A 12,856-nucleotide genomic window follows, 5' to 3' on the forward strand; every position below is an offset into this window, starting at 1 on the left:
TGCCGCGTCCCCGCCTTGACTTTCGTTCGCCCGAATACGATCATTCGCTCACATAAAGAGCAAATGATCGTATTCGACAGGACAGACAGGCAGGAAAAGGAGACACCGGATGAGCGAATCGCCCTCCGCCCACGCGCCCGTGCTGCTGCACATCGGCGCCGGCTCGTTTCACCGCGCGCATCAGGCGTGGTATCTGCACCGCGTGAACGCCGCCGTGCCGGCCGACGAGCGCTGGTCGCTGACCGTCGGCAACATCCGCGACGACATGCGCGCGACGATGGACGCGCTCGCCGCGCAGCACGGCGCGTACACGCTCGAAACCGTCACCCCGCAGGGCGAGCGCGCGTACGAGACGATCCGCGCGATCACGTGCGTGCTGCCGTGGTCGATCGACCTTGCCGCGCTGATCGACGCCGGCGCCGATCCGGCCTGCCGGATCGTGTCGTTCACCGTCACCGAAGGCGGCTACTACCTCGACGAACACAACCGGCTCGACGTCGCCAATGCCGATCTCGCCGCCGACCTGCAGGGCGCGCGCACGACGCTGTACGGCGCGCTCGCGGCGCTGCTCGCCGAACGCGTGAAGCGCGGCGCGGGCCCGCTCACGCTGCAAAGCTGCGACAACCTGCGCAACAACGGCGCACGCTTTCGCGCCGGCATGCGCGAATTCCTCGAACGGCGCGGCGAAGGCGGCCTGCTCGCGTGGTTCGATGCGCACGTCGCGACGCCCAGCGCGATGGTCGACCGCATCACGCCGCGCCCGACCGCCGACGTGCGCGAGCGCGTCCTCGCGGCCACCGGCGTCGACGATGCGTGCCCGGTGATGGGCGAATCGTTCATCCAGTGGGTGATCGAGGACCGTTTCGCGGCCGGCCGGCCACGCTGGGAGCTGGCCGGCGCCGAACTCGTCGACGACGTGCATCCGTACGAGGAAGCGAAGATCCGCATCCTCAACGCGACGCACAGCTGCATCGCATGGGCCGGCACGCTCGCGGGCCATACCTACATCCACGAAGGCACGCACGACCCGGCGATCCGCCGCTTCGCGCACGACTACGTGACGCAGGACGTGATCCCGTGCCTCACGCCGAGCCCGCTCGATCTCGCGCGCTACCGCGACGTCGTGCTGGAGCGCTTCGGCAATCCGTACGTGCTCGACACGAACCAGCGCGTCGCGGCCGACGGTTTCTCGAAGATCCCCGGTTTCATCGCGCCGACGCTCGTCGAATCGTTCGCGCGCGGCGCGGCACCCATCGCCACCGCCGTGCTGCCCGCACTGTTCCTGCGCTTTCTCGAACGCTGGGCGCGCGGCACGCTGCCGTATGCGTACCAGGACGGCGTGATGGACGACAGCAGCGCCCGCGCGATCGTCGGAGCCTCAGACCCCGTTGTCGCGCTCGGCGCGAACCGCGCGCTGTGGGGCTCGCTCGCCGGCAACGCGGCGCTGTTCGACGCGCTGCGCGCCGGGCTCGCGCGCGTCGACGCATGGCTCGCCGCACGCTGATGACCCGCGCGCGGCGCCCGGCCGCGCCACCGGGCGAACCCGCTTGGCACATGCCGTGCGGCACGGCTAAAGTAGCGGCTCCTCTCTGACGGAACGGATCGCTCATGTATCTCGGCATCGACCTCGGCACCTCGGAAGTGAAGGTGCTGCTGCTCGCCCCGGACGGCGCGGTCGTCGGCACCGCCGGCTCGCCGTTCAGCGTGTCGCGACCGCATCCGCGCTGGGCCGAACAGCATCCGGACGACTGGTGGCGAGGCACGCTCGCCGCGCTCGCCGCGCTGCGCGAACGGCACCCGCAGGCGTTCGCGCAGGTACGCGGCATCGGCCTGTCGGGCCAGATGCACGGCGCCGTGCTGCTCGGCCGCGACGATCGCGTGCTGCGCCCCGCGATCCTGTGGAACGACATGCGCAGCGCCGACGAATGCGCGCTGCTCACCGAACGCGCGCCCGATCTCCACGCACTGGCCGGCAACCTTGCGATGCCCGGCTTCACCGCGCCGAAACTGCTGTGGGTCGCGAAGCACGAGCCCGACGTGTTCGCGGCGACCGCGTGCGTGCTGATGCCGAAGGACTACCTGCGATTCCGGCTGACCGGCGCGAAAGTGTCCGATCCGTCGGACGCGGCCGGCACGCTGTGGCTCGACGTCGCGCGCCGCGACTGGTCCGATGCGCTGCTCGACGCGTGCCGGATGACGCGCGGGCAGATGCCGCGCATCGTCGAAGGCAACGCGCCGTCCGGCACGTTGCGCGCGGACGTCGCACGCGAACTGGGGTTGTCCGAGGCCGTCGTGGTCGCGGGCGGCGGCGGCGACAACGCGACGAGCGCGCTCGGCATCGGCGCGATCCACGCGGGCGACGGCTTCGTGTCGCTCGGTACGTCCGGCGTGCTGAGCGTGGTCGGCGACCGCTTCATGCCGAATCCCGCGTCGGCCGTGCATGCGTTCTGTCATGCGATTCCCGACCGCTGGCAACTGATGAGCGTCGTGCTGTCGGCCGCGAGTTGCCTGCGCTGGGTCTGCAAGCTGACCGGCACCGACGAGCCCGCGCTGCTCGCCGAAGTCGAGGCGCTCGACGCCGACGCACTCGCGGCGGCGCCGCTGTTCCTGCCCTACCTGTCGGGCGAGCGCACGCCGCACAACGATCCGTACGCGCAAGGCGCGTTCTTCGGCATGACGCACGCAACCGACCGCGCGCACCTCGGCTACGCGGTGCTCGAAGGCGTGACGCTCGGCCTCGCCGACGGTCTCGACGCGCTGCACGCGGCCGGCGTCGAGACCGACCAGTTGTCGCTGATCGGCGGCGGCGCGCGCAGCGCGTTCTGGGCGCAACTGATCGCGGACGCGCTGAACGTGCGCACGCGTCAGCACGGCGGCGGCGAAACCGGCGCGGCGCTCGGCGCGGCACGGCTCGGCTGGCTGGCCGTCGGCGGCGATCCGCATACGGTGCTGACCAAGCCGCCGGTACGCGCCGAATACGCGCCGGACGCCGCCCGCCATGCGCGGCTGCGCGAACGCCTCGACGCGTTCCGCACGCTGTACCGCCACGTGCGGCCGCTGTACGAACCGTCGCGCGCACGACTCGCGTAGGCGCCGCGCTCGCGCGACCGGCCGCCGGCCGCGCGCGCGACATGCGGTACAGTGGATGCCGTCATGCGGCCCGCCGGCCGGTCCGCGGGGCGGCCCCCAGATCCGAACCGAATCGCTATCGTGTCCAAGTCCTCAGAAAAACTCGATCTCGCCACGCGCGCCGCGTGGCTCTATTACGTCGCGGGCGACACGCAGAACGAAATCGCCGAAAAGCTGCAGGTGTCGCGCCCCGTCGCACAGCGCCTCGTCGCGTTCGCGGTCGAGAAGAACCTGATCCGTGTGCGCGTCGACCATCGGCTCGCCGACTGTCTCGATCTCGGCGCGCAACTGTCGAAACGCTACGGCCTCGCGATGTGCGAAGTCGTGCCGGTCGACGCCGATGCGCCCGACGCGATCGACCGCAAGCTCGCGGTCGCCGGCGCGCAGGTGATGGAGCGCTACCTGAACGAAACGCGGCCGATGGTGATCGCGGTCAGCAGCGGCCGGACGCTGAAGGCCGCGGTCGCGCAGATCGCGCAAATCGACCGCCCGCAGCACCGGCTCGTATCGATGGTCGGCGCGATCGCGGCCGACGGCTCGTCGAACCGCTACGACGTCGCGCAGTACATCTCCGAGAAAACCGGCAGCAAGCACTTCCTGCTGCCTGCGCCGCTGTTCGCGGACAGCGACGCCGAACGCGCGCAGTGGTGCAATCACCGGCTGTACCGGATCGTCGAGGCGCTGTCGGGCAAGGCCGACGTCGCGTTCGTCGGGATCGGCAACATCGGCCCGCACTGCCCGCTCTACGAAGACGGCTTCATCACCGAACAGGAGCGCGACGAGATGACCGCGCTCGGCGCGGTGGCCGAACTGCTCGGCGTGCCGATCGACGCGCAGGGCACGCAGATCACCGTGTCGACCAGCGCGCGCGTGACGAGCGTCGCGCTCGCCACGCCGCCGAAGCTGCCGACGATCGCGTTCGCCGGCGGCCCGAAGAAACACGACGCGGTGATTGCCGCGCTGCGCGGCGGCTGGCTGTCGGGGCTCGTCACCGACGAAACCTGCGCGCGCGCCGCGCTCGCCGCGAAGGCGGCCTGACGCCGACGTCGCCATCGCGCACGCCGGCTCAGGCCGCGCGCGGTGCCGGAAATGCATGGCGGCGGGCGCGCCACGCGCCGACCCACGCCAGCGCCAGCAGCACGACGAGCACCCACGGAATCGCGCCGGCGCCCGTCGCGCCGAGCAGCATCCCGCCTGCGATGCCGCCACCGGCGATCGCGAGATTCCAGACCGTCACGAGCATCGACTGCGCGACGTCGGCCGATTCCCCCGCCGCGTTCGCGGTGGCCGTCTGGAACAGCGTCGGCGCGCCGCCGAACGCGAGCCCCCACAGCACGACGCCCGCATAGACGACCGTCATCCCTGAGCCGGCGCCGAGCATCGCCGCCGCCAGCGCGAACAGCGCGATGCTGGCGAGCGTCAGGCGTCGCTGCGCGGCGCCGATCCACGCGCCCGTCAGCGCGATGCCGACCAGCGACGCGACGCCGAACACGAACAGCACCACGTCGACCTGCGCGCCCATCCGCACGCCCGCGAGGAACGGCGCGACGTACGTGTACAGCAGGTTGTGCGCGAGCACGTACGCGAACATCACCGCCAGCACCGGCCGCACGCCGGGCAGCGTCATCACGCCGAGCACCGGCTCGCGCGCGCCGGCCGCCTGCCCCGGATAGTCGGGCACACGCAGCCGGATCCAGCCGATCAGCACGAGCGCCGCGAGCGTGATGCCCGCGAACGCGATGCGCCAGCCGAACATCGCGCCGAGCGCGGTGCCCGCCGGAATGCCGATCGACATCGCCGCCGGTATGCCGAGCATCGCGATCGCGATCGCACGGCCGCGCAGCGACGGGTCGACCAGCCGGCTCGCGTAGCCCGCGAGCAGCGCCCACAGCAGCCCGGCCGACATCCCCGCGACGAACCGCGCCGCCAATGTGAGCGCGTAATACGGCGACCCGGCCGTCAGCGCATTCGAGACGACGAAGCCGGCCAGCGCCGCGAGCAGCAGCCGGCGCCGGCGCATCGCACGGGTCGCGGCGACGAGCGGGATCGCCGCGACGATCGAGCCGAGCGCGTAGACGGTCACCAGTTGGCCGATCAGCGCCTCGGTCACGTGCAGGTCGGCGCTCATCAGCGGCAGCAGGCCGGCCGGCAGGGCTTCGGTGAGCACCGTGATGAAGCCGGCGGTGGCGAGCGCGAGCAGGTTCGCGACGGGCAAGCGTGCGCGGGCCGGCGTGGACGGATCTGCCGCTCGATCGATGGCGCGGTCGGAGACGGATACGCACTCGCTCATTGCGCGCTCCGATCGTCGACGCCATACACCGCATCGCGCACGTCGGTGACGATGCGCCCGTGCATCCCTTCGTACAACGTATTGGTCAACGCCACCACCGTCAGCCCTGCCGCGCGGTCGACGAACCACGCGTGCCCGTACGCACCGCCCCAGCGCCAGGTGCCGACCGACTCCGGCGATTGCGCGGCCACCGGGTCGTGCAGCACGGAAAAACCGAGCCCGAAACCGAATCCCGGCGCATCCGGCAAGTCGTGCGCGCCCGGCTGCACCCGCGCCATCTCGTCGATCCAGCGCGGTGCGAGCCAGCCGTCGAGGCCCGTGCGCAGCGTATCGAGCAGCGTCAGGCAATCGTGCGCGGTGCCGACCATGCCCGCGCCACCCGACGGCCACGCGGTCGCATCGAACGCGCGCGCCGGCTCGAAGCGGATGCCGACCGTGCCGTCGAATACCGGCACGAGATCGTCGTCCGCCATCCGGCGCGGCACGTCGGGCGTACTGACGTAAGGCGTCGCCAGACGCGCCGCGTCATGCGTGAAAAATGCCGTGTCGGTCATCCCGAGCGGCGTCGTCACGAGCGCCGCCACGGCGTCAGCGAGCGGCCGGCCGTCGACCGCCTCGATCAGCGCACCGACCACGTCGGTCGCAAGCGAGTAGCCCCACGACGTGCCGGGCGCGAACTGCAGCGGCACGCCGGCGATGCGCCGGACGTTCTCGGCGAGCGACAGGCTCGCGCGGTCCATCCCGTCGGACACGCCCGCGCGCGCATACGGGCCGTCGGCGTCGGCTTCGAGAAAGCGATAGCCGAGCCCGGCCGTATGCGACAGCAGATGCCGCAGCGTGATGTTCGCCGGCGTGCCGTCCGCGAGCGTCGGCGTGAACGCGGGCAGCCAGCGCGCGACCGGCTCGTCGAGCCCGATCTTCGATGTCGCGACCAGCCGCATCGCGGCGGCCGTCACGATCGGCTTGGATACCGACGCGAGCCGGAACAGCGTGTCCTCGCGCATCGGCGTGCCGGCTTCGCGATCGGCCAGCCCGGCCGCGCGTGCATAACGCAATTCGCCGTCGCGCGCGACCAGCACGACCGCGCCGACCGCGCGCGCATCGGCCAACGCGCGGTCGAGCACGGCATCGAGCCGGGCGCGCAGCGCGGCATCCGGTTCGGCGCGGCGGGCGGTGGCAGGCAGTGATGACATGGCGTGACCTCGAACAGTGAAGGAACGCCCATCGTAGGGAGCCGGCACGAGAAGAAAAATCGGGTTAGAGTTCCGGACACTCCGGACATGGGTGTCCGTAATCGAGAACCTGCATGGAAAATCTTGGCGGCTTCGTCGTGTTCGTCCAGGTCGCGGAAACGCGCAGCTTCGTCGCGGCCGGCCGTGCGCTCGGACTGTCGGCGTCGGCGATCGGCAAGCGCATCGCGCGGCTCGAGGCACGCCTGAACGTGCGGCTCTTTCACCGCAGCACGCGCAGCATCACGCTGACGGCCGAAGGCGCGCGCTTTCTCGAACGATGCCGGCGCGTGATCGCCGAAATCGACGCGGCCGAGCGGGAACTCACGCAGAGCGTCGAGGCGCCGCGCGGGCGGCTGCGCGTGAGCCTGCCGACGATCGGCACGTTGCTGTTGCCGGTGCTCGCCGACTTCATGGCCGCGTATCCGGAGATCGAGCTCGACATCGATTTCAGCGACCGGATCGTCGACGTGATCGACGAAGGCTTCGACGTGGTACTGCGCACCGGCCATCCGACCGATTCCCGACTGTCGTCGCGGCTGCTCGGCCACTTCCGCCAGCACCTGGTCGCGTCGCCCGACTATCTCGAACGGCACGGCACGCCGCGCACGCCGGCCGACCTCGCGCAGCACCGCTGCCTGCATTACCGATTCCCGAGCAGCGGCAAGCTCGAGATCTGGCCGCTGCGCGCGCCGCGCACCGGCACGCCGCCGGAGGTACCCGTCTCGATGGTCAGCAACAACGCCGAGACGCGCCTGTGCTTCGCGCTGCGCGGGCTCGGCATCGCGTGCCTGCCCGAGTTCTTCGTGCGCGACACGCTCGCCGACGGCAGGCTGCGCGCAGTGCTCGACGATCACGTCGCGAGCCGCACGCCGTTCTACGTGCTGTGGCCGTCCGGCCGCCATCCGCTGCCCAAGCTACGTGCGTTCGTCGACTACATGGCCGAGCATTTGCGGCTGTAACCGGCGCGCCGCCGTCACGCCGCCTTCGCGTGCGCGCTCAGCCGCCGGAACGCCTGCCCGTTTTCGTCGAACAGGTGGCAGTGCTCGGGCTGCGCATGCACGCGCAGCGCCTCGCCGGTGCGGTACGTGTCGAGCGGCGGAATCCGCGCGATCAGCCCGTCCGGCGCGACGGCCGACTCCGCATACAGATACGCGGCATCGCCGAGCGATTCGACCGCCATCGTCCGCGCGGCGACGCCGGCCGCCGCCGCATCGACCAGCAGGTGCTCGGGCCGCACGCCGACGGTCACCGCCGCGCCGCGCTGCAGCCCCGCCGCGTCGACCGCCACGCGCTGCGTCTCGCCGCTGTCGAAGCGCACCAGCACGCCGCCCGCATCGGCCGATTCGACCGCGCCCTTCAGGAAGTTCATCTTCGGCGAGCCGATGAAGCCCGCGACGAACAGGTTCGCCGGTGCGTGATACAGCGCATTCGGCGTGCCGACCTGCTGTACCGCGCCGCCCGACAGCACGACGATCTTGTCGGCGAGCGTCATCGCCTCGACCTGGTCGTGCGTCACGTAGATCATCGTCGTCTTCAGCTCGTCGTGCAGCCGCGCGAACTCCAGCCGCATCTTCACGCGCAGCGCGGCATCGAGGTTCGACAGCGGTTCGTCGAACAGGAACACCTTCGGCTTGCGCGTGATCGCGCGGCCGATCGCGACGCGCTGCCGCTGGCCGCCCGACAGCTGCTTCGGCTTGCGATCGAGCAGGTGGTCGATGTGCAGGATCTTCGCGGCCTGCTTCACGGCCTGGTCGATCTCGGGCTTCTTCGCACCCGCGAGCTTCAGGCCGAACGCCATGTTGTCGTACAGCGTCATGTGCGGATACAGCGCATACGACTGGAACACCATCGCGATGCCGCGCTTCGCGCTCGGCACGTCGTTGACCTTCGCGCCGTCGATCAGCAGGTCGCCGCTCGAGATGTCCTCGAGGCCGGCGATCATCCGCATCAGCGTGGATTTGCCGCAGCCGCTCGGGCCGACGAACACGACGAATTCGCCGTCGGCGATGTCGAGGTTCACGTTGCGCAGCACTTCGGTGTCGTCGTAGCGCTTCGCGATGTTGCGCAGGAGCACGCTTGCCATGATCTGTCTCCGTTCGTTCGTGATGCGCCGCCGTGCAGGCAGCGCCTGATCGTTGCTAGTGGGGCAGCACCGCGCCCGTCGCCTGCCAGCGCGCGACGTAGCCGGGCAGCTCGTGCATGTCGTCGAATACGTGACGCGCGCCGATGCTGCGCAACGCGTCGATCTGGGCCGCCGATGCGTGCCCGCCGCCGACGAAGCCGAGCACGGTCATGCCGGCCGCCGCCGCCGCGGTGATGCCGGTCACGCTGTCCTCGACGACCAGGCAATTCGCGGGCGCCGCGCCGAGCGTGCGCGCGGCCGCCAGATACACGTCCGGCGCCGGCTTCGGCCGCGCGACCGAATCCGCGCAGAACAGCCGGTCGCCGAAAAAGCGCGCGAGGCCGGTGCGTGCGAGCGCCGCCTCGACGTACGCGCGATAGCTGTTGCTCGCGCAGGCCGTCGTCAGTCGAATCGCGGCCAGCGCCGCATCGATGCCGTCGACCATCGGCGCGTTGACGGCCGCGGCCTCCACCGCGCGGCGGATCGCGTCGACGTCGTCGGCCGACAGCGTGCGGCCGACCGCATCGGCCGCCCCGGCCAGCACGCGCTCGATGCGCAGCCCGAGCAGCGGCATCACGGCCGGCCGCGCGTCGACGCCCGGCCAGCGCGCATCGAGTTCGCGCACGATCACGTCGGCGGCCACGGCCTCGCTGTCGATCAGCACGCCGTCGCAGTCGCAGATCAGCACGTTCACGCCATGATTTGCCGCGCTCATTTGACCGCCCCGAACGTGAGCCCGCGCACGAGCTGCTTCTGCGACAGCCAGCCGACGATCAGGATCGGCGCGACCGCGAGCAGCGACGCGGCGGACAGCTTCGCCCAGAACAGCCCTTCGGGGCTCGAGTACGACGCGATGAACACGGTCAGCGGCGCGGCGTTCGAGCTCGACAGGTTGATGCTCCAGAACGCCTCGTTCCACGACAGGATCACGAGCAGCAGCGCGGTGGACGCGAGCCCCGGCAGCGCCATCGGCATCAGCAGGTAGACGATTTCCTGCCACGTCGACGCGCCGTCGATGCGCCCGGCCTCCAGGATGTCCTTCGGGATCTCGTTGAAGTACGTGAAGGTCATCCACACCGCGATCGGCAGGTTGATCAGCGTGTAGACGATCACGAGCCCCGACACCGTATCGAGCAGCCCCGCGTTCTTCCACAGCAGGTAGATCGGCACCAGCACGCCGACCGACGGCATCATCTTGGTCGACAGCATCCACAGCAGCACCTTCTGCGTGCGGTGGTTCGGGAAGAACGCCATCGCGTAGGCGGCCGGCACCGCGAACAGCAGCGAGATCACCGTGACGCCGGCCGAGATCAGCACCGAATTCCACGCGAACGCGAAGTAGTTGCTGCGCGCGAACACCTCGCGGAAGCTGTCGAGCGTCGGCATGAAGAACAGCGACGACGCGTACGCCTGCTGCTCGGTCTTGAACGCGGTGATCGCCATCCAGAAGATCGGGAAGAACAGCAAGAGCGCGATCAGCCACGCGAGCGTGCCGGGCAGCGCGCGCCGCACGAGGTCGAACGCGGCCGGCGCGCGCCGGCCCGAGAAGGTCAGGTCGCTCATTTCTCGTATTCCCCTTTCAGGTTGCGCGCGAGCATCCGCACGAGGAAGAACGACACGACGTTCGCGACCACGACGGCGATGATGCCGCCCGCGGATGCGAGGCCGACGTCGAACTGCTGCAGGCCGAGCGCGTAGATCAGGTACGACAGGTTGGTCGTCGCGTCGCCGGGGCCGCCGCCGGTCGTCGTGTAGATTTCCGCGAAGATCGACAGCAGGAAGATCGTCTCCATCATCACGACCACGGCGATCGCGCGCTTCAGGTGCGGCAGCGTGATGTAGAAGAACATCGCGATCGGGCCGGCGCCGTCGATGCGCGCGGCTTCCTTCTGCTCCTGGTCGAGCGACTGGATCGCGGTGAACAGGATCAGGAACGCGAACGGCAGCCATTGCCACGCGACGATGATGATCACCGCGGTCAACGGGTAATCGGCAAACCAGTCGATCGGCGTCATCCCGAGCGCGCGCATCGCGTTCGCGACGAGCCCGTACACCGGATGCAGGATCATGTTCTTCCAGATCAGCGCGGAGACGGTCGGCATCACGAAGAACGGCGCGATCGCGAGCAGGCGCGCGACGCCCTGCCCGTAGAACTTGCGGTCGAACAGCACGGCCATCAGCACGCCGCCGACCACGGTGATCGCGAGCACCGCGCCGATCAGCACGAGCGTGTGCCAGATCGCCGGCAGGAACGACGGATCGGTCGCGAGGAAGCGGTAATTGTCGAACCCGGCGAAGCCCTTCACGTCCGGGTTCAGCAGGTTGTAGCGCGAGAACGAATACCAGATCGTCATCGCGAGCGGAATCGACATCCACAGCAGCAGCACCGCGACGGACGGCGACACGAGCCAGCTCGCGCCGCCGCGCGCGCGGCGCGGCGCGCCGGGCGGCGACGACGCGTCGCCGACCGACGGCGCGTGAGCGTGACTCAGGGGAAGACGCAGGTGACGCATGATCGGAGTCCCTCCGGTTGATGCGCGGGCGCGAACGGCCGCCCGCCTGTCCGCCTCGCCGGCCCGCGCCGTGTGCCACGGCGCACGACGCGGGCCGCGCGACGGCTTGCGCGTTACTTCTTGTAGCCGGCCTGCCGCACCGCGCGGTCGGCCGCGGCCTGGCCCGCGGCGAGCGCCTGGTCGACCGACATCTGGCCCGCGACCGCGCCCGCGATCGACTGGCCGACCACCGTGCCGAACGACTGGAATTCAGGAATCCCGACGTACTGCACGCCCGTGTACGGCACCTTCTTCAGCGACGGATCGTTCGGGTCGGCCGTCTCGATCGCCTTCAGCACGAAGTCGGAGAACGGCGCGGCGGCCTTGTACTCGGCGCGCTGATACGTCGACGTGCGCGTGCCCGGCGGCACCGACGCCCAGCCTTCGTCCTTGCCGACCATCTCGATGTACTGCTTCGACGTCGCCCACGCGATGAACTTGCGCGCGGCGTCCTGCTGCTTCGACGTCTTCGGCACGGCGAGCGCCCATGCCCACAGCCAGTGCGAGCCCTTCGGCGTCGCGGCGACCGGCGCGGCCGCGAAGCCGATCTTGTCGGCCACCTGCGACTGCTGCTTGTTGTAGAGCATCCCAGCCGCGACCGTCGCGTCGATCCACATCGCGCACTTGCCGGACGCGGTCAGCGTCAGGTTCTCGTTGAAACCGTTCGAGCTCGCTCCGGGCGGGCCGTTCTTCTTCAGCAGGTTCACGTAGAAATTGATCGCCTTCTTCCATTCGGGCGACGTGAGCTGTGCGTTCCAGTTCTCGTCGAACCAGCGCCCGCCGAACGTGTTCACGACCGTCGACACGTACGCCATGTTCTCGCCCCAGCCGGCCTTGCCGCGCAGGCAGATCCCGTAGGTGCCCTTCGACTTGTCGGTGAGCTTGTCCGCGAATTCGGCGATCTGGTCGTAGGTCGGCTGGTCAGGCATCTTCAGCCCCTTCGCCGCGAACAGGTCCTTGCGGTAGAACGTCATCGAGCTTTCGACGTAGAACGGCAGCGCGTAGAGCTGGCCGTTGTACGACAGGCTGTCGCGTGCGGTCTTCACGATGTCGTTCAGGTCGTAATCGGCCGGCAGGCCCGTGATCGGCGCGAGCCAGCCGCGCTTGCCCCACTGCGGCGTTTCATAGGTGCCGATCGCCATCACGTCGAACTGGCCGCTGCCGGTCGTGATGTCGGTCGTCGCGCGCTGGCGCAGCACGTTCTCCTCGAGGATCACCCAGTTCAGCTTGATGTCGGGGTTCGCCTTCTCGAACGCCGGCGACAGCTTCTTCAGCTCGATCATGTCGGGGTTGTTCAGCGTCGCGATCGTCAGCGTGCCGGCGGACGCCGCGCAGGCCGCCGTCGCGAGCGCGGCTCCGGCGAAACAGCGGGCGGCGGCGTCGAGCATCTTTCGTTGCATGGCATGTCTCCTTATATCTTCGATTTGCTTCAAACTTCAGTGGTGGCGCGCCGTTTGGCGCGCTGCTTTGCCGGTTGGCGGCTACGGCACAGCTTGTGTCTCCTGCGAGCCGTTAAGCTCGAATCACAGCT

11 protein-coding genes are annotated in these 12,856 nt (G+C 69.8%); 4 read left to right on the plus strand and 7 right to left on the minus strand.

Features of this window, described 5'->3' with window-relative positions:
- The first annotated feature begins 109 nt into the window (after positions 1–109).
- From dalD to MMB92_RS06730, 3 genes are all read left to right on the plus strand, one after another.
- Complete coding sequence (gene dalD / locus MMB92_RS06720) at positions 110–1,504, plus strand: D-arabinitol 4-dehydrogenase (RefSeq protein ID WP_058901765.1); 1,395 nt, start codon at positions 110–112, stop codon at positions 1,502–1,504.
- Positions 1,505–1,608: 104 nt separating this feature from the next.
- Positions 1,609–3,090, plus strand: a complete 1,482-nt coding sequence (xylB, locus tag MMB92_RS06725; RefSeq protein ID WP_006485856.1) for a xylulokinase — start codon at positions 1,609–1,611, stop codon at positions 3,088–3,090.
- Between the two features lie 63 nt (positions 3,091–3,153).
- On the plus strand, positions 3,154–4,167 hold the full coding sequence (locus tag MMB92_RS06730) for a sugar-binding transcriptional regulator (RefSeq protein ID WP_077019627.1): 1,014 nt from the start codon (positions 3,154–3,156) through the stop codon (positions 4,165–4,167).
- 28 nt (positions 4,168–4,195) lie between these two features.
- Here MMB92_RS06730 and MMB92_RS06735 read toward each other — a convergent pair whose 3' ends face one another.
- Positions 4,196–5,419 (minus strand): MFS transporter, encoded by a 1,224-nt coding sequence (locus tag MMB92_RS06735; protein ID WP_205672325.1) that lies wholly within the window; start codon positions 5,417–5,419, stop codon positions 4,196–4,198.
- A complete protein-coding gene (locus MMB92_RS06740; protein ID WP_277562609.1) occupies positions 5,416–6,612 on the minus strand; it encodes a serine hydrolase domain-containing protein in 1,197 nt (398 codons plus the stop codon). Before MMB92_RS06740 ends, MMB92_RS06735 begins: the two co-directional genes overlap by 4 nt.
- Positions 6,613–6,725: 113 nt before the next feature.
- Here MMB92_RS06740 and MMB92_RS06745 point away from each other — a divergent pair, with 113 nt between their 5' ends.
- On the plus strand, positions 6,726–7,610 hold the full coding sequence (locus MMB92_RS06745) for a LysR family transcriptional regulator (protein WP_212158318.1): 885 nt from the start codon (positions 6,726–6,728) through the stop codon (positions 7,608–7,610).
- Positions 7,611–7,624: 14 nt separating this feature from the next.
- Here the strand turns inward: MMB92_RS06745 and ugpC are convergent, their stop codons facing one another.
- The 5 genes from ugpC to MMB92_RS06770 form a co-directional block, all read right to left on the minus strand.
- Positions 7,625–8,734, minus strand: coding sequence for a sn-glycerol-3-phosphate ABC transporter ATP-binding protein UgpC (ugpC, locus tag MMB92_RS06750; protein ID WP_006496494.1), 1,110 nt, complete (start codon positions 8,732–8,734; stop codon positions 7,625–7,627).
- Positions 8,735–8,789: 55 nt separating this feature from the next.
- The gene (locus MMB92_RS06755) at positions 8,790–9,488 is read right to left on the minus strand and encodes an HAD family phosphatase (RefSeq protein WP_006496495.1); all 699 of its coding nucleotides are present in this window, start codon (positions 9,486–9,488) and stop codon (positions 8,790–8,792) included.
- Complete coding sequence (locus MMB92_RS06760) at positions 9,485–10,336, minus strand: carbohydrate ABC transporter permease (RefSeq protein WP_006484674.1); 852 nt, start codon at positions 10,334–10,336, stop codon at positions 9,485–9,487. Before MMB92_RS06760 ends, MMB92_RS06755 begins: the two co-directional genes overlap by 4 nt.
- On the minus strand, positions 10,333–11,286 hold the full coding sequence (locus MMB92_RS06765) for a sugar ABC transporter permease (RefSeq protein ID WP_006496497.1): 954 nt from the start codon (positions 11,284–11,286) through the stop codon (positions 10,333–10,335). Before MMB92_RS06765 ends, MMB92_RS06760 begins: the two co-directional genes overlap by 4 nt.
- A 113-nt stretch (positions 11,287–11,399) precedes the next feature.
- A complete protein-coding gene (locus tag MMB92_RS06770; protein WP_006477974.1) occupies positions 11,400–12,725 on the minus strand; it encodes a sugar ABC transporter substrate-binding protein in 1,326 nt (441 codons plus the stop codon).
- Positions 12,726–12,856: the final 131 nt, after the last annotated feature.

This window comes from Burkholderia sp. IO2 (assembly GCF_029522185.1).
GTDB lineage: Bacteria > Pseudomonadota > Gammaproteobacteria > Burkholderiales > Burkholderiaceae > Burkholderia > Burkholderia cenocepacia.